Genomic DNA, 21,297 nt, shown 5'->3' with positions numbered 1-21,297 from the left:
TGCAGAGATGTCTCGGCGGCGGCCGTGGCAGCTGCGGATCACCCGGTCCGGGCGCCGTACCCGCCGTCGTCCGTTCCCCTACCCTTGGGGGTTTTGTGGCTCGTATCCGGGTTCTCGTCGTCGACGATCACCGAATCTTCGCCGAATCGCTCGCAGCCGCGCTCGCGGCCGAGCCGGACGTGGACGTGTCCGCGGCCGGCAGCGGTCCGGCCGCCCTGCGCTGCCTCGAACGGGCGGTGGCCGAGGGCCGCCGCTTCGACGTCCTGCTCGTCGACGCCGACCTGGCCGCCGCGGCCGGGTCCCCGGGCGCCTCCGGGCCCTCCGGGGGCGTGCCCGCCCAACGGGAGTCCGGCTCCGGGGCCGCGCCGCCGGGCGCGGACGGGATCGCGCTGGTCGCGACCGTACGGGGCGCCCACCCGGGCGTGCGCACGGTCGTCCTGGCCGAGCGCGACGAACCGCGCCGGGCCGCGCACGCGCTCCAGGCGGGAGCCTCGGGCTGGGTGGCCAAGGACTGCTCGCTCTCGCGGCTGCTGGCCGTGATCCGCGGGGTCCTGCGCGAGGAGACCCATCTGCCGCCCGCGCTGCTCACCGGGGTGCTGCGCGAGCTGACGGCCGCGCGCAAGCACCGTACGGACAGCGAGCGGCTGGTCGAGTCGCTGACCCCGCGCGAGCACGAGGTGCTGCGCTGCATGGTGGCCGGGCTGGGCCGCAAGGACGTGGCGGCGCGGCTGTTCCTGTCCCCGCACACGGTCCGCACGCACATGCAGAACGTGCTGGGCAAGCTGGGCGTGCACTCCACGCTGGCGGCGGTGGCCCTGGCCCGGCGGGCGGGCGTACGGCCGGCCGATCTGGGGCTAGCCGGGGATGTTGTCGAACGGAGCGGTCAACTGGCGTAGCAGCCCGGCGAGGTCCGCGCGCTGGTGCTGGGAGAGCTGGGCGAGGATCGCCCGCTCCTGGGCCAGCAGCCCGGCGAGGGCCTGGTCGGCGCGGTCGCGACCCTCGGGGGTGAGTCGCACGAGGACCCCCCGGCGGTCGCTGGGGTCCGGGAGCCGTTCGACGAGGCCCTTCTTGGCGAGCCGGTCGATGCGGTTGGTCATGGTGCCGGAGGTGACCAGCGTCTGCGTCAGGAGCTGGCCGGGGGAGAGCTGGTAGGGCGCTCCGGCGCGGCGCAGGGAGGTCAGTACGTCGAACTCCCAGGGCTCCAGGCCGTGCTCGGAGAAGGCCAGCCTGCGGGCGCGGTCGAGGTGGCGCGCGAGCCTGCTCACGCGGCTCAGCACCTCAAGCGGTTCCACGTCGAGGTCAGGGCGCTCCCGGCGCCATGCCGCTACCAGTCGGTCGACCTCGTCCTCCATGCCGATCAGTGTAAGGGGTCTGTCGACATGAAGTCTCTTCATGTCGAGCTTCTTGACCACGACTATCTTGATGTCGAGATATAATTGCCGTGAGCGTGGGGCATGGAGCGTCCCGGAACCGATTCCGCTTCCGACCGCCCCGCCAGCAGGGAGGCTCGAACATGCATTCCGATACCGCGCGCGCCGGGACCCCCACGTCCACCGCGCCGTCCGCACCCACCTGGGACCCCCAGCAGTACCTCCGCCACTCCGGCCACCGCACCAGGCCCTTCCTCGACCTCCTGAACCGCATACCCGAACTCCCCACCGCCCCCGCCCGCATCGCCGACCTCGGCTGCGGCCCCGGCAACGTCACGACCCTCCTCGCCGACCGCTGGCCCGACGCCAGGATCACCGGCTTCGACCTCTCCCCGGAGATGCTCCACCGCGCCGCACAGGAACACGAGGGCCCCACCCCCGGCGGCGGCAGCCTCGACTTCCGGCACGCCGACCTCGCCTCCTGGCTACCCGACGAGCCCTACGACCTGATCGTCTCCAACGCCGCCCTCCAATGGGTCCCCAGCCACCCCGGCTCCTTCGGCGCCTGGATCAACGGACTGCGCCCCGGCGGCACCTTCGCCTTCCAGATCCCCGGCAACTTCACCGCCCCCAGCCACGCCCTGCTCGCCGAACTCTGCGACACCCCCCGCTGGCGCACCCGGCTCGCCGGCCACGGTGCCCGCTACATCCACCTCCTCGAACCCGCCGAGTACCTCGCCCGCTTCACCGAACTGGGCTGCGCGGTCGACGTCTGGGAAACCACCTACCACCAGCTCCTCCAAGGCCCCGACCCCGTCCTCGACTGGGTCAAGGGCACCGCCCTGCGGCCCGTCCTCACCGCCCTCGGCGACGACGAGGACGCCGTCCACGCCTTCCTCGCCGAGTACCGCGACCGGCTCCGCGAGGCCTACCAGCCCGGACCGCGCGGCACCGTCTTCCCCTTCCGCCGCATCTTCGCCGTCGCACGCAAGGAGGCCTGACCGTGCTCACCGCCGTCGACCACGTACAACTCGCCGCGCCCCCCGGATCCGAGGACCTGCTCCGCGCGTACTACATCCACGTCCTGGGCATGACCGAGATCCCCAAACCACCCGTCCTCGCCGCACGCGGCGGCTGCTGGTTCACCGCCGGCCCCGTCCAGCTCCACCTCGGCGTCGAGGACGACTTCCGCCCCGCCCGCAAGGCCCACCCCGGACTGCGCGTGACCGGCATCGTCGAGTACGCGAGCAGACTGGAACAGCGGGGGGCCAAGGTCGTCTGGGACGACAACCTGCCCGGCCACCGCCGCTTCTACTCCGAAGACCCGGTCGGCAACCGGCTCGAATTCCTCGAACCGCACGGCCTCGACCCGCACACCCTGGAACCCTGCGCCTGACAGCGGCCCACCGGCACCACGCGACGGCGCCCCGCCACCGGATCACCGGTGACGGGGCGCCGTCGCGTACCCAGGAGCGCGCTCAGTTCTTGCGGCGGCCCACCAGCTGCGGCTTCGACTCCAGCCCGTCCAGCCCGTGCCACGCCAGGTTCACCAGGTGCGCCGCCACCTCCGCCTTCTTCGGCCTGCGCACGTCCAGCCACCACTGCCCCGTCAACGCCACCATCCCCACCAGCGCCTGCGCGTACAGCGGCGCCAGCTTCGGATCGAAGCCCCGGGCCTTGAACTCCAGACCCAGGATGTCCTCCACCTGCGTGGCGATGTCACTGATCAGCGACGCGAACGTGCCCGTCGACTGCGCGACCGGCGAATCACGCACCAGGATCCGGAAACCGTCCGTATAGGACTCGATGTAGTCCAACAACGCGAAGGCCGCCTGCTCCAACAGCTCCCGCGGATGCCCGGCCGTCAGCGCGCCCGTCACCCCGTCCAACAGCTGGCGCATCTCCCGGTCCACGACGACCGCGTACAGACCCTCCTTGCCGCCGAAGTGCTCGTACACCACCGGCTTGGACACCCCGGCCTTCGCCGCGATCTCCTCCACCGACGTGCCCTCGAAGCCCTTCTCCGCGAAAAGCGCCCGGCCGATGTCCAGCAGCTGCTGGCGCCGCTCGGCGCCCGTCATCCGCACCCGGCGTCCTCGCCTGGGCTTGTCACTGCTGGAAGTACCGCCGTCGATCGCCACGTCCCCCATCATGCCGCTTTCGACGCGGTTTCCCTGCGTCGGGCGTCGATGCGCGACGCCGACGGCCACCGCACGTCCGTGGCCCACCCCAACTGCTCGAACCAGCGGATCAGCCGGGCACTGGAATCGACCTGTCCCCGCAGCACACCGTGACGAGCCGACGTCGGATCCGCGTGGTGCAGGTTGTGCCAGGACTCACCGCACGACAGCACCGCCAGCCACCACACGTTGCCCGAACGGTCACGCGACTTGAACGGACGCTTCCCCACCGCATGACAGATCGAATTGATCGACCACGTCACGTGGTGCAACAGCGCGACCCGCACCAGCGAACCCCAGAAGAACGCCGTGAACGCACCCCACCACGACATCGTCACCAGACCCCCCACCAACGGCGGGATCGCCAGCGAGAACATCGTCCAGAAGATGAAGTCGCGCGAGATCCGCCGGATCGCCGGATCCTTGATCAGATCGGGCGCGTACTTCTGCTGATCCGTCTGCTCCTCGTCGAAGAGCCAACCGATGTGCGCCCACCACAGGCCCTTCATCAACGCCGGCACCGTCTCCCCGAACCGCCACGGCGAATGCGGGTCACCCTCGTGGTCCGAGTACTTGTGGTGCTTGCGGTGATCGGCCACCCACCGCACCAGCGGCCCCTCCACCGCCAGCGAACCCATCACCGCGAGCGCGATCCGCAACGGCCGCTTCGCCTTGAAGGAACCGTGCGTGAAGTACCGGTGGAAACCGACCGTGATCCCGTGGCACGCCACGAAATACATGAACACCATCAGGCCCAGATCCAACCAGCTCACCCCCCAGCCCCAGGCCAGCGGAACCGCCGCCAGCACGGCCACGAAGGGAACGGTGATGAACAGAAGAAGCGCGATCTGCTCGATGGACCGCTTGTTCTCGCCGCCGAGAGTCGCGGATGGCACAGACCCGTCGGAGGGCGCGGACACGTCCTCGATCAGATCGGGACTGGTGGTCATGGAGGTCCCCTGAGGGTGAGAAGCCGGCAGGGCCGAGGTTACGGACCCGTAACCTACGGCAACGTAAGTATGGCAAAGGCGGGCCACCAGGCAACAGGCGCGCGCCCGAGGCGCGCGAGAGCACACCACCCCCACGACCAAGACACCCCCCGCACGGCCCCTCCACTTGCCGTCTGGTGAGACATTTGCCCAGGCACAAGCACAGGACACCTATCCTGTCCCCGGCGGACAGCGCGGTCCGCACGGGCAGCCCGAGCTGCGCATCAGGAAGCAGCAGCGCTGCGCGCGGTCGGGAGCCCACCGCCCAGTAGCGCTCGAAACACTGCAAGGAGCCGCACCTGTGAGCAGTGCTGACCAGGCCCCCGCCCACACCACGGACGCCGCGAACGCAGAGCTGCGCGCGGACATCCGCCGCCTCGGCGACCTCCTCGGGGAAACCCTCGTACGCCAGGAGGGCCAAGACCTCCTCGACCTCGTCGAACGCGTGCGCGCACTCACCCGCACCGACGGCGAAGCCGCCGCCACCCTCCTCGGCGACACCGACCTGGAGACCGCCGCCAAGCTCGTGCGCGCCTTCTCCACCTACTTCCACCTCGCCAACGTCACCGAACAGGTACACCGAGGCAAGGAACTGCGCGCCCACCGCGCCGCCGAGGGCGGCCTCCTCGCCCGCACCGCCGACATGCTCAAGGACGCCGACCCCGAGCACCTGCGCGAAACGGTCAAGAACCTCAACGTCCGACCCGTCTTCACCGCACACCCCACCGAAGCCGCCCGCCGCAGCGTCCTCGGCAAGCTCCGCCGCATCGCCGCCCTCCTCGAGGAGCCCGTCACCGGCGCCGGCGACCGCCGCCGCCACGACCTGCGCCTCGCCGAGAACATCGACCTCGTCTGGCAGACCGACGAACTCCGCGTCGTCCGCCCCGAACCCTCCGACGAGGCCCGCAACGCCATCTACTACCTCGACGAACTCCACGCCGGAGCCGTCGGCGACGTCCTCGAAGACCTCGCCGCCGAACTCCAGCGCGTCGGCGTCGAACTCCCTGCCGGCACCCGCCCCCTCACCTTCGGCACCTGGATCGGAGGCGACCGCGACGGCAACCCCAACGTCACCCCCGACGTCACCCGCGACATCCTGATCCTCCAGCACGAACACGGCATCAGCGACGCCCTCGAACTCGTCGACTTCCTGCGCTCGCTCCTGTCCAACTCCATCCGCTACGCCGGAGCCACCGAGGAACTCCTCGCCTCCCTCCAGGCCGACCTCGAACGCCTCCCCGAGATCAGCCCCCGCTACAAGCGACTCAACGCCGAAGAGCCCTACCGCCTCAAGGCCACCTGCGTCCGCCAAAAGCTCCTCAACACCCGCGAACGCCTCGCCAAGGGCACCCCCCACGAGGAAGGCCGCGACTACCTCGGCACCGCCGAGCTCCTCACCGACCTCACCCTCATCCAGACCAGCCTGCGCGAACACCGCGGCGGACTCCTCGCCGACGGCCGCATGGACCGCACCATCCGCACCCTGGCCGCCTTCGGCCTCCAGCTCGCCACCATGGACGTCCGCGAACACGCCGACGCCCACCACCACGCACTCGGCCAGCTCTTCGACCGCCTCGGCGAGGAATCCTGGCGCTACGCCGACATGCCCCGCGACTACCGGCAGAAGCTCCTCGCCAAGGAATTCCGCTCCCGCCGCCCCCTCGCCCCCACCCCGGCCCCCCTCGACCCGGCCGGACACAAGACCCTCGGCGTCTTCTTCGCCATCAAGGACGCCTTCGAGAAGTTCGGCCCCGAAGTCATCGAGTCCTACATCATCTCGATGTGCCAGGGCGCCGACGACGTCTTCGCCGCCGCCGTCCTCGCCCGCGAAGCCGGCCTCATCGACCTCCACGCCGGCTGGGCCAAGATCGGCATCGTGCCGCTCCTCGAAACCACCGACGAACTCCGCGCCGCCGATGTCATCCTCGGCGACATGCTCGCCGACCCCTCCTACCGGCGCCTCGTCTCCCTCCGCGGAGACGTCCAGGAGGTCATGCTCGGCTACTCCGACTCCTCCAAGTTCGGCGGCATCACCACCAGCCAGTGGGAAATCCACCGCGCCCAGCGCCGCCTGCGCGACGTAGCCCACCGCTACGGCGTCCGCCTGCGCCTCTTCCACGGCCGCGGCGGTACCGTCGGCCGCGGCGGCGGTCCCTCCCACGACGCCATCCTCGCCCAGCCCTGGGGCACCCTCGAAGGCGAGATCAAGGTCACCGAACAGGGCGAGGTCATCTCCGACAAGTACCTCGTCCCGTCCCTCGCACGCGAAAACCTCGAACTGACCGTCGCGGCCACCCTCCAGGCATCCGCCCTCCACACCGCGCCCCGCCAGTCCCCCGACGCCCTCACGCGCTGGGACACGGCCATGGACATCGTCTCCGAAGCCGCCCACGGCGCCTACCGCGCACTCGTCGAGGACCCCGACCTCCCCTCCTACTTCTTCGCCGCCACCCCCGTCGACCAGCTCGCCGACCTCCACCTCGGCTCCCGACCCTCCCGCCGCCCCGACTCCGGCGCCGGCCTCGACGGCCTGCGCGCCATCCCCTGGGTCTTCGGCTGGACCCAGTCCCGCCAGATCGTCCCCGGCTGGTACGGAGTCGGCTCCGGCCTCAAGGCCCTGCGCGAAGCCGGCCACGAGGACGTCCTCACCGAAATGGGCGAGCGCTGGCACTTCTTCCGCAACTTCCTCTCCAACGTCGAAATGACGCTGGCCAAGACGGACCTGCGGATCGCCCGCCACTACGTCGACACCCTCGTACCCGACGAGCTCAAGCACGTCTTCGACCGCATCGAGGCCGAACACGCCCTCACCGTCGCCGAAGTCCTGCGCATCACCGGAGGCGACGAACTCCTCGCCTCCCAGCCCGTCCTCCAGCAGACCTTCGCCGTGCGCGACGCCTACCTGGACCCCATCTCCTACCTCCAGGTCTCCCTCCTGGCCCGCCAGCGCGCCGCAGCCGCCCGCGGCGAAGAGCCCGACCCGCTCCTCGCCCGCGCCCTGTTGCTCACCGTCAACGGCGTCGCCGCCGGCCTGCGCAACACCGGCTGACCGCCCGCCCGACCGCCCCGCGGACACACGGGCACACGAAAAAGCCCCCGCACCGACCCACGGTGCGGGGGCTTCCCCATGAAAAGACCTACGAGTTGTACGCCGACTGGGCGCGCTCCAGACCCTCCGCGATCAGACACTCCACCGCATCCGCCGCCCGGTCCACGAACCAGTCCAGATCCTTGCGCTCCGTCGACGAGAAGTCCTTCAGCACGAAGTCCGCGACCTGCATCCGACCCGGCGGCCGACCGATCCCACAACGCACCCGGTGGTAGTCCGCACCCATCGACTTCGTCATCGACTTCAGACCGTTGTGCCCGTTGTCCCCGCCGCCCAGCTTCAGACGCAACGTCGGATAGTCGATGTCCAACTCGTCATGGACCGCGACGACCCGCTCCAACGGCACCTTGTAGAAATCGCGCAGCGCCGTCACCGGACCACCCGACAGGTTCATGAAGGACATCGGCTTCGCCAGCACCACACGGCGGTTCGCCGGCCCCGGAGGCCCGATGCGCCCCTCCAACACCTGCGCACGCGCCTTGTGCGCCTTGAACTTGCCGCCGATCCGCTCGGCCAGCAGGTCGGCCACCATGAACCCGATGTTGTGGCGGTTGCCCGCGTACTCACCACCCGGATTGCCCAGGCCCACGATCAGCCACGGAGTCGCCGCGTCATCCGACATCAATAGCTCCTTAAACGAAGACGACCGCCGTCCCGCTCCAGTGGAGCCGGACGGCGGTCGGTCAGCAACTGCTGAAGGGCGAAGGCGAAGCTCAGGCCTCGGTGCCCTCGGCCTCGGCGGCCGGCTCCTCGGCCTGCGGGGCGACGACCTGCAGCACGGCGACGTCGCCGTCGATGGCCAGGGTGGTGCCCGCCGGGAGGACCAGGTCCTTGGCGTGGATGGTGGCGCCGGCCTCCAGGCCCTCGATCGAGACGGTGACCTCGGTCGGGATGTGGGTGGCCTCGGCCTCGACGGAGACGGTGTTCTGCAGGGTCTCCAGCATGTTGCCGCCCGCGGCCAGCTCGCCCTCGGTGACGATCGCGACGTCGACGGTGACCTTCTCGCCCTTCTTGACGATCAGGAAGTCGACGTGGGAGATCGAGCGCTTCAGGGGGTGCTTCTGAACGGCCTTCGGGATGACCAGCTCGACGCCGTCGCCCGCGATGTCCAGGGAGATCAGGACGTTCGGGGTGCGCAGCGCCAGCGCCAGGCCGTGGGCCTCGACGTTGACGTGCTTCGGGTCGTTGCCGTGACCGTAGATGACGGCGGGGATCAGGGCGTCGCGACGGGCCTGGCGGGCAGAGCCCTTGCCGAAGGTGTCGCGCAGGGTGGCGGAAAGCTTGACCTCGGACATGCTCACTCCTCGTGGGGTGACGGAAAGAAGGACAGGGTCACCCGGCCGAAACGGCCTGCTACGAAGAGCGCGTCGATAACGGAGTGCCCGCACACAAAAGTGCGGCCTCCCTCGCCGAGCAACTTCAGGAGTCTACCCGGCGGGAAGGCCGCACTTCAAAAGGATCTTCTAGAGGCTCAGTGGTCCTCTTCGAACAGGCTCGTCACGGAACCGTCCTCGAAGACCTCGCGCACCGCACGCGCGATCATCGGGGCGATCGACAGCACCGTGATCTTGTCGAGCTCCAGGTCCGACGGGTCCGGCAGGGTGTTCGTGAACACGAACTCGCTGACCTTGGAGTTCTTCAGACGGTCGGCCGCCGGACCCGACAGGATGCCGTGCGTGGCCGTCACGATGACGTCCTCCGCGCCGTGCGCGAACAGCGCGTCGGCGGCGGCGCAGATCGTGCCACCCGTGTCGATCATGTCGTCGACCAGGACGCAGACGCGGCCCTTGACCTCACCGACGACCTCGTGGACGGTCACCTGGTTGGCGACGTCCTTGTCGCGGCGCTTGTGCACGATGGCGAGGGGCGCGTCCAGACGGTCGCACCAGCGGTCGGCGACGCGCACGCGGCCGGCGTCCGGGGAGACGATCGTCAGCTTCGAGCGGTCCACCTTCGCGCCCACGTAGTCCGCGAGGACGTTCAGGGCCGAAAGGTGGTCCACCGGGCCGTCGAAGAAGCCCTGGATCTGGTCCGTGTGCAGGTCCACCGTCAGGATGCGGTCCGCACCCGCGGTCTTCAGCAGATCGGCGACCAGGCGGGCCGAGATCGGCTCACGACCCTTGTGCTTCTTGTCCTGACGGGCGTACCCGTAGGACGGCACGATCACCGTGATGGAGCGGGCCGACGCGCGCTTCAGCGCGTCGATCATGATCAGCTGCTCCATGATCCACTTGTTGATCGGAGCCGTGTGGCTCTGGATCAGGAAGCAGTCCGCGCCGCGCGCCGACTCCTGGAAGCGGACGTAGATCTCGCCGTTCGCGAAGTCGAAAGCCTTGGTCGGCACGAGGCCGACACCGAGCTGGTGCGCGACCTCCTCGGCCAGCTCGGGGTGGGCGCGGCCGGAGAAGAGCATCAGCTTCTTCTCGCCGGTCGTCTTGATCCCGGTCACAGCACTGTCTCCTCAGACGTGTTGAAAGCTGCTCGCCCCCATGTGCGTCCGTCCCGCACACGGTGAGCCAGCCGAATTGGGTGCACCTATCACGGTACGCCGTCCTGAACGTACCCGTTTCCGGTCAGTTCACCTCAACGGGCGTCGGAGTCCACCTGGACCGCCGACTGAGCCGCCGTCGCCGAGGCGCTTCCCGGGCGCTTCCGAGCCACCCAGCCCTCGATATTCCGTTGCTGGCCCCGGGCCACGGCCAGCGCGCCGGCCGGAACGTCCTTCGTGATCACCGACCCGGCGGCGGTGTACGCACCGTCCCCGATGGTGACGGGTGCCACAAACATGTTGTCCGACCCCGTCTTACAGTGCGAGCCGACGGTGGTGTGGTGCTTGTGCTCACCGTCGTAGTTCACGAAGACGCTCGCCGCGCCGATGTTGGTGTACTCGCCGATCGTGGCGTCCCCGACGTACGACAGGTGCGGCACCTTCGTGCCCTCGCCGATCGTCGCGTTCTTCATCTCCACGTACGTGCCCGCCTTGGCCTTCACGCCCAGGTTCGTGCCCGGACGCAGGTACGCGAAGGGGCCCACCGAGGCCTGCGCGCCGATGACCGCGCTGTCGGCCACCGTGTTGTCCACACGGGCCCCCTCGCCCACCCGGGTGTCCGTCAGCCGGGTGTTCGGGCCGACCTCGGCCCCCTCGGCGATGTGGGTGGCGCCGAGCAGCTGGGTGCCCGGGTGCACGATCGCGTCCTGGCCGAAAGTCACCGTCACGTCCACGAAGGTGCTCGCGGGGTCGACGACCGTCACGCCCGCCAGCATCGCCTGCTCCAGCAGCCGCGCGTTCAGCAGGGCGCGGGCCTCGGCGAGCTGCACGCGGTTGTTGATGCCCAGGATCTGCCGGTGGTCGGCGCCCACGGCCGCGCCGACGCGGTGGCCGGCCTCGCGCAGGATGCCGAGCACGTCGGTGAGGTACTCCTCGCCCTGGCTGTTGTCCGTGCGGACCTTGCCGAGCGCGTCGGCGAGCAGGGCCCCGTCGAAGGCGAAGACCCCGGAGTTGATCTCCCGGATGGCGCGCTGGGCGTCGGTGGCGTCCTTGTGCTCCACGATCGCCTTGACCGCGCCGCTCTCGGAGTCCCGGACGATGCGGCCGTAGCCGGTGGAGTCCGGCACCTCGGCGGTGAGCACGGTGACGGCGTTGCCGTCGGCGGTGTGGGTCGCCGCGAGCTGGCGCAGCGTCTCGCCGGTGAGGAGCGGGGTGTCGCCGCAGACGACGATCACGGTGCCGTTCGGCGCGCCGCCGAGCTCTTCGAGGGCCATGCGGACGGCGTGCCCGGTGCCGTTCTGCTCGTACTGGACGGCGGTGCGGACGTCGGCATCGATGCCGGCGAGGTGCGCGACGACCTGCTCCCGGGCGTGCCCGACGACCACGACGAGGTGCTCGGGGTCCAGCTCACGGGAGGCGGCGACGACGTGACCGACGAGCGAGCGCCCGCTGATCTCGTGCAGAACCTTGGGAGTCGCGGACTTCATGCGGGTGCCTTCACCCGCTGCGAGTACGACGACGGCTGCCGGGCGGTTGGCGCTCACGGGTGTGCCCTTCGGCTTTCGGGAGTGGACCCGTGAAGGATACCGGGGGGTCATGGGCCGGAAACGAGGGCGGGTCCTGACCTTGAAGGTCAGGACCCGATCCTTGCTCTGCTCCCCTGCCAGGACTCGAACCCGGACATAGGACTCCAAAGGTCCCAGTGCTGCCGATTACACCACAGGGGATAGCAAAGCCGACTAAATCGGACATTCGCCTCTGTTGATCGAGTCGACGGCACCTACTATGCCGCACCATGCACCTTCAATGCGACGGTACAACTCGCAACTGGCGGAGACGCGGACGATCAGGCATCCCCGGTACTCCGCGCCGGTGTTCTTGCGCACGGTCTTCGGATTGTGCTTCTTGAGGGTGGTCCTCTGGAGCTGGGTTCGTTGCACTCCGACGAGGTCGGCCCAGTACTGCTCGGCGCCCTCCACGTCGGCGGATTCGTGGATCATCACCCGGAACTTCAGGCGCTCGCGGGGGATCTCCATGAGCTGCAGCCAGGCCAGCCATACCCGGATGACGCCGGGATCGCTGTTGATGAAGGTGACGGTCTCGTCGCGGCGGTAGGGCTTGCTCTTGGATCCCTCGGCCCAGTAGAGGGCGACACCGACGAGGAACAGATTTTGGTCGGCGAGGGGGCCGACCTCCTCCCGCGCGGTCTTGATGGCCGCTTCGCGAGCCTCCCCGCGGCGCGGGCTCTCGTGGGCCCAGCGCTTGAGTGCGGCGTCCCGGGCCTGTTCCGAAGGGGACCGGTGGTCGACCTTCGGCAGGTCCCGGACCCAGAGGGAGATCGAGCTCTTCGAGCAGCCCAGTTCCAGTTGGATCTGGTCGTACGTGAGGCCCTGGAGGCGGAGTTCTCGGGCCTTCGCGCGGAGGTCGTCCTTGGCGTTCGGGCGCTTGGTCCACTCGGGGGCGGGCTCGCCGTCCAGGAGGCGGTTCAGGATGTCGTTGTTGTGGACGTGCAGGCGGTCGCGGATCTGGCGGCGGCTGAGGCCCTCGCGGCGCAGGGTCACCGCCTGCTCGCGGAGGGATTCGAAGGTCGTGGTGCCGTGGCGGAGTCCGCCGGTGCCGTCGCCGGGGCGACGTCGGATTTCGGTCATGTCCCCAATGTCGTCCGGAATGCGGGATTCAGATCTCGGATTACGGGCTAATCATTCGTACGTGCGATTACCGCGAGTTCGTCGGAATTCCGGTCGACCGTGTGCTGGGGCCCCTGCGTACGCTGGTCGGCATGACCGGTTCGGGGGATGTGGAAGGCCGCGCGGGCCCGCCTGTGTGGTGGTGGGGGCGGCGGCGGGACGTCGTGGTGGACGTGGCGCTCGGTGTGGCGTCCGCCGTGGAGTGCGGGTTCGAGGGCGTGTCCTTCGCCCACGAGGCGGGGGTGCCGACCGCGGCCGGGGTGCTGTTCGGGGTGATGGTGGGGGCAACGCTCCTCGTGCGGCGCCGGTGGCCGGTGGCCGTGGTGCTGGTGGGGATCGGCGTCACGCCGGCCGTGATGGGGTTCCTGCTCGGGGTGGTGGGCCTGTACACGGTGGCCTCCTCCGAGGTGCCCCGCCGGATCACCGCCACGCTGACCTCGATGGCGCTCGCCGCGACCTTCGCCGTGATGTACCTGCGGACCAGCGGGGACACGGAGGCCGGCCGGACGTTCGTGCTGATGCTGTCCGTGTTCGTGGCGGTGGCGCTGACCGTGCCGCCGGTGCTGCTCGGGCTGTACATGGGGGCCCGGCGGCGGCTGATGGAGAGCCTCCGGGAGCGGGCGGACTCGCTGGAGCGGGAGCTGTCGCTGCTGGCGGACCGGGCGGAGGAGCGGGCCGAGTGGGCCCGTACGGAGGAGCGGACCCGGATCGCGCGGGAGATGCACGACGTGGTCGCGCACCGGGTGTCGCTGATGGTGGTGCACGCGGCGGCGCTGGAGGCGGTGGCCGCGAAGGATCCGGTGCGGGCGGCGAAGAACGCGGCGCTGGTGGGGGACATGGGGCGGCAGGCGCTGACCGAGCTGCGGGAGATGCTCGGGGTGCTGCGGCGGGAGGAGCCGGTGAGGGTGGCGGTCCCGGCTGCTGCCGCCGCCGCGGTGCCGGTGGCGTTGGTGGGGGGTCCGGGGGTCGAGGACGGGCCTTCGCTGTGCGAGCTGGAAGCGCTGGTCGGGCAGTCGCGGGTGGCGGGGATGGTCGTCGAGATGGTGGTGCACGGGGAGGCGGTGTCCGCGTACGCGGCGGAGGTGGAGCAGACCGCCTACCGGGTGGTGCAGGAGGCGCTGACCAACTGCCACAAGCACGCTCCGGGCGCGCGGGTCGTCGTACGGCTCGCGCACCGGGAGGGGGAGGTGGCGATGCAGGTGGAGAACGGGCCGTGTGATGCCCAGGCTCCGGAGCCGGGGCTTCCCAGTGGGGGGAACGGGCTGGTGGGGATGCGGGAGCGGGTGCTCGGGCTGGGTGGGGTGTTCGTGTCGGGGCCTACGGATGGGGGCGGGTTCAAGGTGTCGGCGGTGCTGCCTGTGGGGGCGGGGGGCTAGGTCGGGTGCCGGCTGGGTGGGCCGGTGCGGCGCCGTTGCCGGGGGCGCTGCCCCCGGACCCCCGCTCCTCAAACGCCGGAGGGGCTGGATTCGGCCCGCCTGAGTGCGTGTGTGCGGGTGCCGGGGGTGGCCCCGTCGTGGGCCCGGGCCTGTCAGCCCGTGGTGAGGCGGGTGGGTTGGAGGCCCGTCAGGAGGAGGGCGAGGGCTTCGTCGAGGTTGGCGCCGAGGTACCAGTCGCCGGTGTGGTCGATGCCGTAGACGCGGCCCTCGCGGTCGATGGCCAGGTGGGAGCCGGCGTCGGCCTCGGTGCCCAGGGGGCAGAGCTCCGTGGACAGGGCGCGGCCCAGGTCGGCGAAGGTGCGGGCCAGGTGGAGGCCGGTGGTCGGGTCGACGCGGATCGCCACAGGGGCTATCTGGCGGCCCGGTCCGCGGGTGGTGATGGTGAGGCCGCCGAATTCGGCCCAGGCCTCGACGGCGGCGGGGAAGACGGTGTGGCGGTGGCCGGCGGGGGTGGTGTGGTCCCGGAGGGCGTCGGCCCAGTACTCGGCCTGCTTGATGTCCCAGCGGCCGGGTTCCCAGCCGGCGGTGCGCAGGGCGGAGTCCACGGAGACGGGGAACCGGGTGGCCGAGGAGCGGTCGTAGGAGGCTGAGGTGGTGGTCATGGCTACTCGGCGGGGGTGAGGTCGACGTGGCGTACGCCGAAGTGGGCGAGGAGGGCCTCGCAGGAGCGGCAGGGGGGTGCGTAGCTGCCGTGGAGGGGGTCGCCGTCCTCGCGGATGCGGCGTGCGGTGATCTTCGAGTGCTTGAGGGAGCGGCGGGCCTCGCTCGGGGAGAGGGGTTTGCGGGAGGCGCGCTTGGAGCGGGCGCCTTCGACGCCGGCGAGGTGGCGGGAGAGCAGGATCGCCTCGGGGCAGCGGCCGGTGAACCGTTCGCGCTGGCCGCTCGTGAGGGTGTCGAGGAAGTCCTGTACGAGGGGGTGGAGCGCGGGTGGTTGGTCGCCCTTGCCGGCGGTGCCGGTGAGGGTTTCGCCGCGGACGGAGAGGGCGGCGGCGATGGTGGGGAGGATGCCGTCGCGGCGGAAGCGCAGGACGGGCGCGGCGGGGCGGCCGTTGGTGCTGCTCCAGCGTAGGCGGGGGTCGCCGGTGGGGCCGCTCGCTTCGGGGGCCTGGGCGGCGGCCGTAGCGGTGGCCTGGGGGGTGGCCGGGCCCGTGGGGGGTCCGGTTCCGGGGCCGGTGGAGTCGGCCCGGTCTGTACGTGTTGCCGTGTTGTGCATGTTCGCGCTTTCCCTCCCGTGGCCGCGGTGGTCGCCGCTGTGCGCACGCCCCCGTGCTGCGGGGACAGCCTGCCAAATGTCATCCGTCATACGGAAGCGGGGTCGAATATTCGTATCAATTCGGATGTTCCCGGCCCGCGGGTGGGTGGGCCGGTCGCGGGCGGGTGACGCTCTTGCCCCAGCGCATAGGCTGTGGTGAACCAGCCAGATCCAGCAGGGGGCTACCGCCATGACGACAGGTCGGCTCGGGCAGCATGCCGCGCCACCCAACGCCGCGTACTCGGGGCAGGTCGTGCATTTCCCGGACCCGGTCCGGGCTGCTCGGCATCCCCACGGAGTGCGGATGGGCGGTGCGGGGCATCCGGATTTCTCCGCGTACGCGCGGGCGGCGGTGGAGATCGCCGAGCCGCCGGAGGGGTTCGGCGTGGACGAGCTGCGTCTGACGGACTACGTGTCCGCGAACGCCGCGATGAAGGCGACGGGTCACGAGCTGTGGGACACGGTCGGTCCGGTCGCGACGCCGCACGGTTGGACGTGGCACCACGTCGCGGGTTCGCGGCGGATGGAGCTGGTGCCGGTCGAGGTGAAGGCGTTGTTGCGGCATCACGCGGGCCTGGCGACGGCTCCGGTGGACCACGAGAAGCGTGGGACGAGGCCGTTGCAGGAGGTGCGTCCGGTGCACATGGGGTTGCCGAAGTCGGTGGTCTCGGTGTCCGAGTCGCAGGTGCAGGGTGTCGAGGAGGATCTCGGCTACCGGCTGCCGGAGGCGTACCGGTCGTTCCTGAAGGCGGCGGGCGGCTGTGCTCCGGTGGGCGCGGGTCTGGACGTGGACCTCGGACTGCTGGTGGACCAGCCGTTCTTCACGGTGCGTGAGGAGGCGGCGGTCAACGATCTCGTCTACGTCAACAAGTGCCTGCGCGACCACCTGACGAAGGACTACCTGTGCGTGGCCTTCGCGCAGGGCGGGCTGCTGGCGCTGAAGGTCAAGGGCGAGTCGATCGGGTCGGTGTGGTTCTCGCCGTACGACGACGCGCGTGACCGGGACGGGTGGTCCGTCCAGGAGCGTGTGGAGCGGCTGTTGTTGCCGTGCGGCGCTGATTTCGATGCCTTCCTGGAGCGCTTGGCCGGCAATCCGCCGGAGCTGGAAACGGTGGCCGGTCTGATGGTGGACGGCGGATTCGCACGCTCGGTTCCCGTGGCGGGTCCGGCGCGGGTGGAGGGTTGAGCGCGCGATGGTGACGTTTGCGCAGGCGCAGGAGCGCGCCGAGGAGTGGATCAACGGGGACGTGCCCGGGTACCAGCATCGTGAGGTGCGGGTACGGGAGTTCGGGCTCGGGTTCGTGGTGTGGGCGGAGGACCGGGCGGCCGGTCCGGTGTCCGGTGGTGGGCGGCAGCGGCTGGTCATCGCGAGGGACAGCGGTGAGGTGACGTTGTGGCCGGGGTTGCCGGTGGGTGAGGTGATCCGCCGGTACGAGGAGGAGTACGGGGCGGCCGCGGCCGCGTCGGCTTCGGAGGCTTCGGTTCCGCCGCCGCGGATCGATTCGGAGCAGACTTCGTTCATCCTGAGCCCGCCGGAGTGGTTGCAGGAGGCGGCGGACCGGGCGGGGATTCCGCCGGCGGTGACGCCTGCCGTGACGCCTGCGGCTGGGCTTGGCGGTTCGGATGCCGGTGTGCCTGCGAGTGCCGGTGTGGCTGCTGGTGCGTCTGTGGGTGTGGGCGCCGGGGCCGGTGCGTCTGATGGTGGTGGCGTGGCCGTGGGGGCTCCGGAGCCCGTTGCGGTCGAGCCCGTGGACGCCGTGCCGGTTCGGGCCGCGGAGCCCGTGGACGCGGTGCCGTTGCGGCGCGGGGGTGAGATCCCGTACGAGCCGACCGCCAACGACGGGGTGCCGGCCGGGTCCACCCCGTGGGCCGGTACGGATGTGAACTCCGGTACGGACGACGCCTCCGTGCCGTTGCCCGCGACCGTGTTCGCGCCGCCGCTGTCCGGGTCGGACCTGGACGACGCCCCGTCCTCCGGGGTCGCCCCGGAGGCGAAGACCACGCTGATCCCCGGTGGCAGCAGCCTGCCGAAGACCCGGATCGTGCCGGCGCTCGGGTCGGACGCGGCGGACATCGCCGACGCGCCCACGAGCCGGGCCAGGATCGATCGGCGGGGCGACTCGGCCGGGGGCGCCGGCGGCGCTGCCGTGCCGCCCCCGCCGGTGGCTCCGGGGGCGTCCGGAGGGTCGGGCGCGCCGTTGTCGGCGGGAGTGCAGGAAGGACAGGGAGTGCAGGGAGTGCAAGGAGTGCCGGGTACGCCGGGGCCGCAGGGTGCGCCGATGCCGCCGCCTCCGCCGGGGGCGCCGCAGCCTCCCGGTCCGCCGGGGGTTCCCGGTGGTGGGTCGCTGGGTGGTGGGTTGGACCATGCCGCGACGATGTTGGCGGGTCCGGCGGTCACGGGTAGGCCGCCGGCGCCTCCCGGTCCTCCGGGGGCTCCGCGTGGTGGGGTTCCGCAGCCTCCCGGTCCGCCGGGGGTTCCCGGTGGTGGGTCGCTGGGTGGTGGGTTGGACCATGCCGCGACGATGTTGGCGGGTCCGGCGATCACGGGTCAGCCGCCGGCGCCTCCCGGTCCTCCGGGGGCTCCCGGTGGCGCTCCGCAGCCTCCCGGTCCGCCGGGGGTTCCCGGTGGCGGGTCGCTCGGGGGCGGGTTGGACCATGCCGCGACGATGCTGGCCGGTCCGGCCGTCACCGGTCGGCCGCCGGCGCCCCCCGGCCCGCCCCCGGGCGGATCCGTGGCGGGGCATGCGGCGCCCCAGGCCCCTGCGGCGCACCAGATGCCGCCGGCTCCCTCCGGCGTGCCCACGGTCGGGCCCGGCTACCAGGCGGTGCTCCGGTACCGCGCGCCCGACGGTTCCGAGCAGCAGCTCATCCGCCGCTCGGCGCCCGGTACCCCGCACCCGGAGTGGCAGATCCTGCACGAGCTGCGCGCCATGAACGTGCCGCCGCAGCAGGTGCTGGAGCTGCACACGGAGCTGGAGTCCTGTGAGCTGCCGGGCGGTTACTGCGCCCGGATGATCCGGGAGACGTGGCCGCAGGTGCGGATCACGAGCGTGGCTCCGTACGGCAAGGACCATGCGGGCCGTCAGCAGGGCATGCGGCATCTGCTCACCCATCAGGGCGAACTCCACCAGGTGGCGGACGGTCCGGCGCGCCCCGCGCCGGTGCGGGCGCCGCTGCCGCAGGTTCCGCTGCAGCCGGCGATCCCGCTGGACGCGATCGCGGCGGAGCTGGCGGGGGCGTTCGGTCCGCAGGGCGTGTTCCGCTTCGACCAGCGGGCGGTGTCCCGTCAGGGTGTGCCGGAGATCGTGGCGCAGACGCTGATGTGGTCGGGTCTGCCGGTCGACTTCGGGCCGTTCTTCTGGGCGCAGGCGGTGCCGGGTCAGCCGGTGCCGACGTTGGCCGAGATGGCGGCGCAGCGGCAGGTGCAGCCGGCTTCGGACGCGGGTTCGTACCTGGTGGTCGGCAGTGACTTCGGCAAGGCGCTGTGCGTGCAGTACGGGACGGCGCACATCGTGGCGGTGCCGGTGGAGGGTGGTCCGGGCGGTGCGCCGGTGCCGCCGCAGTTCGTGAATTCGAGCCTGCCGCAGTTCGTGCGGTCGCTGGCGATGCTGGGTCACATGTGGCGGCTGCGGCAGCACCTGACGCCGGAGCAGGCGGGGCGTTGGACGGTCGACTTCCAGGCGAACCTGGCGGGGCTGGACAGTGCGGCGCTGGCTTCGCCGGAGAGCTGGTGGTCGGTGTTGCTGGAGCAGATGTGGGACGGGCTGCTGTAGCGGCGGCCCGTTCGCTGTGGACGAATGGCCGGGTCGAGACCCCTCGAAAGGGGTTTCGGCCCGGCCATTCGGGCTTCCGGGAGCAAATGGCGCATCCTTGACGGGAATCCCCGCGAGAGAGGCGCTTCCAGGATGAGTGCACCCATTGCGATCGTGCGCGGCCGTGGCTACCGGGTGGAGGACGTGGACCGGTACCTGGCCCGGCTGTCGGGCAGCCGGGACGAGGCCTGGGAGCGGGTGGCGCGGTTGACGGTCCTGGCCAAGCAGATGGAGGCGGAGGCGGAGCGGCTGCGGGAGGCGGTGGCGGCGCTGGCGCCGCAGCCGCAGACGTACGACGAGCTGAGCGAGCGCGCCCGTCGGATCCTGCTGCTGGCGCAGGAGGAGGCGGAGACGCTGCGGGTGGACGCGCGGGCGGACGCGTCGGCGACGCGGGGTGCGGCCGAGGCGCACGCGGACCGGGTGGCGGAGCTGGCGCGGCAGGACGCGGTGGCGGTACGGGAGCAGACGGAGGTCCGGGCCCGTCAGGGGCTGTTGCGGGCCCAGCGGGAGGCGGACGACGCGCGGGGTGCGGCGCGGGAGGACGCGGCGGGGTGGCGGGCGGAGGCGGCGGCGGGTCTGGACGCGGTGCGGCGTCGGTCGGAGGCGCTGCTGGCGGACCGGGAGCAGGAGCACGTGGACCGGTGGGACGCGGCTGAGCGGGAGTTGGAGGCGCGGGAGGCGGAGTCGGCCGCGCGGCACGCGGAGGCGGAGCGCGCGGCGGAGTCCCGTCTGGCGGGGGCCCGGCGCGGGTTCGCGGAGGCGGAGGAGGCGGCGCGGCACGGCCAGGAGGACGCGGAGGCGTTGGCCGCGGAGGTGTTGGCGGGGGCGCGGGTGGAGGAGGAGCGGGTGGGGCGAGAGACGGAGCGGGTCTTGCGGGAGCACGCGGAGGCGGAGGAGGAGATGCGGGCGCACATGGACCACGTCCGGGCGAGCCTGGCGGCGCTGACGGGTCGGACCCCGGCGGGGCCCCCTGCGGGGGGCTCGGCTGGGTGAGGTCCCGCGGCTTCCGGGGCGGGGCCCCGGCAGCGGCGCCGGGCAGGCGGGGGGCGGAGCCCCGGCAGCGGCGGGGTCAGGGGAGGGTCGTCAGGAAGGCCGCGATCAGCGGTGCGATCACGTTCAGGTGGGTCTCAAGGGCGAAGTGGCCCGCCCCGTCGAAGACGTGCACGGCGGCGTCCGGCACGTCCCGCAGGTACGCCTTCGCGCCGACCGGGGTGAAGAAGGGGTCGCCGGCGCCCCATACGACCAGGACCGGTACCCCGGAGTTCCGGAGCCAGGCCTGCCATTCCGGGTAGCGCCGCAGGTTGGACGCGTAGTCGAAGGCCAGGTCGGCCTGTGCGTCGGCGCGTCCCGGCAGGCCGAGGTAGTGCGCGTCGAGGGTCCAGCTGTCGGGGGAGATCAGGGAGGTGTCGGCGACGCCGGCCTCGTACTGGAAGCGGGTGCCTTCGAGGGTGAACAGGCCGCGGACCTGTTCCTCGTTGCCGGGGACGTCCCGCCGCAGGGCCGTGAACTCGCGGGCCATGTCGGACATGCCCTCCTCGTACGCGTTGCCGTTCTGCACGATCAGGCCGGTGACGCGGTCCGGGCGGCGGGTGGCGAGGCGCAGGCCGATGGGGGCGCCGAAGTCGAAGACGTAGAGGGCGTAGCGGTCCAGGCCGAGGGCGTCGGTGAAGTTTTCGAGGGTGTCGGCGAGCCGGTCGAAGGTGTGGGTGAAGTCGGCGGGGGTCTCGGTGCGGCCGAAGCCGGGGTGGTCGGGGGCGATGAGGCGCCAGGGGGTGTCGCCGAGGGCGTCCATCAGGCGGGCGAACTGGTGGGAGGCGGTGGGGAAGCCGTGCAGGAGCAGCAGGACGGGGCCGTCGGCGGGGCCGCTCTCGCGGTAGGCGACGCGGACTCCGTCGACGTCGACCGTGTGGTGCCGGACTTCGACTGCGACTGCGCTCATCACATGCCTCCTGGGGTGTTGGTTCCATTAGTCTT

The 21,297-nt window shown here is 71.3% G+C and carries 19 protein-coding genes and 1 tRNA gene; 8 read left to right on the top strand and 12 right to left on the bottom strand.

Translation table 11 applies throughout. From position 1 onward, the window contains the following. Window positions 1-95: 95 nt before the first annotated feature. Window positions 96-896, top strand: coding sequence for a LuxR C-terminal-related transcriptional regulator (locus ACFYYJ_RS18275; RefSeq protein ID WP_385132496.1), 801 nt, complete (start codon window positions 96-98; stop codon window positions 894-896). On the opposite strand, the gene ACFYYJ_RS18270 is transcribed toward ACFYYJ_RS18275, so the two are convergent. Beyond that, window positions 855-1,352, bottom strand: a complete 498-nt coding sequence (locus ACFYYJ_RS18270) for a MarR family winged helix-turn-helix transcriptional regulator (protein ID WP_384591851.1) — start codon at window positions 1,350-1,352, stop codon at window positions 855-857. The genes ACFYYJ_RS18275 and ACFYYJ_RS18270 overlap by 42 nt on opposite strands. A 161-nt stretch (window positions 1,353-1,513) precedes the next feature. Between ACFYYJ_RS18270 and ACFYYJ_RS18265 the strand changes: the two genes are divergently transcribed. Continuing rightward, the gene (locus ACFYYJ_RS18265; RefSeq protein WP_385132493.1) at window positions 1,514-2,371 is read left to right on the top strand and encodes a trans-aconitate 2-methyltransferase; all 858 of its coding nucleotides are present in this window, start codon (window positions 1,514-1,516) and stop codon (window positions 2,369-2,371) included. A gap of 2 nt (window positions 2,372-2,373) precedes the next feature. Then, window positions 2,374-2,766 (top strand): glyoxalase, encoded by a 393-nt coding sequence (locus ACFYYJ_RS18260; RefSeq protein ID WP_385132490.1) that lies wholly within the window; start codon window positions 2,374-2,376, stop codon window positions 2,764-2,766. A gap of 82 nt (window positions 2,767-2,848) precedes the next feature. Here the strand turns inward: ACFYYJ_RS18260 and ACFYYJ_RS18255 are convergent, their stop codons facing one another. Beyond that, window positions 2,849-3,523 carry a TetR family transcriptional regulator gene (locus ACFYYJ_RS18255; protein ID WP_384591860.1) on the bottom strand — a complete coding sequence of 225 codons (675 nt, stop codon included), beginning with the start codon at window positions 3,521-3,523 and terminating at the stop codon, window positions 2,849-2,851. Beyond that, complete coding sequence (locus ACFYYJ_RS18250) at window positions 3,520-4,500, bottom strand: acyl-CoA desaturase (protein WP_385128661.1); 981 nt, start codon at window positions 4,498-4,500, stop codon at window positions 3,520-3,522. Before ACFYYJ_RS18250 ends, ACFYYJ_RS18255 begins: the two co-directional genes overlap by 4 nt. Before the next feature lie 340 nt (window positions 4,501-4,840). On the opposite strand from ACFYYJ_RS18250, the gene ppc reads away from it, so the two are divergent. After that, on the top strand, window positions 4,841-7,588 hold the full coding sequence (gene ppc, locus ACFYYJ_RS18245; protein WP_389133603.1) for a phosphoenolpyruvate carboxylase: 2,748 nt from the start codon (window positions 4,841-4,843) through the stop codon (window positions 7,586-7,588). Window positions 7,589-7,676: 88 nt separating this feature from the next. Here the strand turns inward: ppc and pth are convergent, their stop codons facing one another. From pth to ACFYYJ_RS18215, 6 genes are all read right to left on the bottom strand, one after another. Beyond that, the gene (gene pth / locus ACFYYJ_RS18240; protein WP_385128663.1) at window positions 7,677-8,270 is read right to left on the bottom strand and encodes an aminoacyl-tRNA hydrolase; all 594 of its coding nucleotides are present in this window, start codon (window positions 8,268-8,270) and stop codon (window positions 7,677-7,679) included. Between the two features lie 91 nt (window positions 8,271-8,361). After that, entirely contained in the window at window positions 8,362-8,943 is a 582-nt protein-coding gene (locus tag ACFYYJ_RS18235; protein ID WP_385363360.1) for a 50S ribosomal protein L25/general stress protein Ctc, read from the bottom strand. Between the two features lie 176 nt (window positions 8,944-9,119). After that, window positions 9,120-10,097, bottom strand: a complete 978-nt coding sequence (locus tag ACFYYJ_RS18230) for a ribose-phosphate diphosphokinase (RefSeq protein ID WP_376659817.1) — start codon at window positions 10,095-10,097, stop codon at window positions 9,120-9,122. A gap of 134 nt (window positions 10,098-10,231) precedes the next feature. Continuing rightward, a complete protein-coding gene (gene glmU / locus ACFYYJ_RS18225; protein ID WP_385363359.1) occupies window positions 10,232-11,680 on the bottom strand; it encodes a bifunctional UDP-N-acetylglucosamine diphosphorylase/glucosamine-1-phosphate N-acetyltransferase GlmU in 1,449 nt (482 codons plus the stop codon). 111 nt (window positions 11,681-11,791) lie between these two features. Further along, window positions 11,792-11,863, bottom strand: a tRNA-Gln gene (locus ACFYYJ_RS18220). A gap of 12 nt (window positions 11,864-11,875) precedes the next feature. Beyond that, a complete protein-coding gene (locus ACFYYJ_RS18215; protein WP_389133597.1) occupies window positions 11,876-12,784 on the bottom strand; it encodes a hypothetical protein in 909 nt (302 codons plus the stop codon). Between the two features lie 131 nt (window positions 12,785-12,915). Here ACFYYJ_RS18215 and ACFYYJ_RS18210 point away from each other — a divergent pair, with 131 nt between their 5' ends. Continuing rightward, a complete protein-coding gene (locus ACFYYJ_RS18210) occupies window positions 12,916-14,199 on the top strand; it encodes a sensor histidine kinase (protein WP_389133594.1) in 1,284 nt (427 codons plus the stop codon). Window positions 14,200-14,351: 152 nt separating this feature from the next. Here ACFYYJ_RS18210 and ACFYYJ_RS18205 read toward each other — a convergent pair whose 3' ends face one another. After that, complete coding sequence (locus ACFYYJ_RS18205) at window positions 14,352-14,861, bottom strand: SUKH-3 domain-containing protein (protein WP_389133591.1); 510 nt, start codon at window positions 14,859-14,861, stop codon at window positions 14,352-14,354. A 2-nt stretch (window positions 14,862-14,863) separates the two neighbouring features. After that, window positions 14,864-15,472, bottom strand: coding sequence for a YwqJ-related putative deaminase (locus tag ACFYYJ_RS18200; protein WP_385128669.1), 609 nt, complete (start codon window positions 15,470-15,472; stop codon window positions 14,864-14,866). 229 nt (window positions 15,473-15,701) lie between these two features. On the opposite strand from ACFYYJ_RS18200, the gene ACFYYJ_RS18195 reads away from it, so the two are divergent. From ACFYYJ_RS18195 to ACFYYJ_RS18185, 3 genes are all read left to right on the top strand, one after another. Continuing rightward, window positions 15,702-16,697: an SMI1/KNR4 family protein gene (locus ACFYYJ_RS18195; RefSeq protein WP_376659811.1), complete on the top strand. Its 996-nt coding sequence runs from the start codon at window positions 15,702-15,704 to the stop codon at window positions 16,695-16,697. A gap of 7 nt (window positions 16,698-16,704) precedes the next feature. Further along, entirely contained in the window at window positions 16,705-19,284 is a 2,580-nt protein-coding gene (locus ACFYYJ_RS18190) for an SUKH-4 family immunity protein (protein ID WP_389133589.1), read from the top strand. Between the two features lie 132 nt (window positions 19,285-19,416). Beyond that, window positions 19,417-20,316: a DivIVA domain-containing protein gene (locus tag ACFYYJ_RS18185; RefSeq protein WP_385128671.1), complete on the top strand. Its 900-nt coding sequence runs from the start codon at window positions 19,417-19,419 to the stop codon at window positions 20,314-20,316. Window positions 20,317-20,392: 76 nt separating this feature from the next. Here ACFYYJ_RS18185 and ACFYYJ_RS18180 read toward each other — a convergent pair whose 3' ends face one another. Continuing rightward, window positions 20,393-21,262 (bottom strand): alpha/beta fold hydrolase, encoded by an 870-nt coding sequence (locus ACFYYJ_RS18180; RefSeq protein WP_389133585.1) that lies wholly within the window; start codon window positions 21,260-21,262, stop codon window positions 20,393-20,395. Window positions 21,263-21,297: the final 35 nt, after the last annotated feature.

Source organism: Streptomyces sp. NPDC002467 (assembly GCF_042889825.1).
In the GTDB taxonomy this organism is placed as follows: Bacteria; Actinomycetota; Actinomycetes; order Streptomycetales; family Streptomycetaceae; genus Streptomyces.
This window is presented reverse-complemented; position numbering and strand designations above follow the sequence as displayed.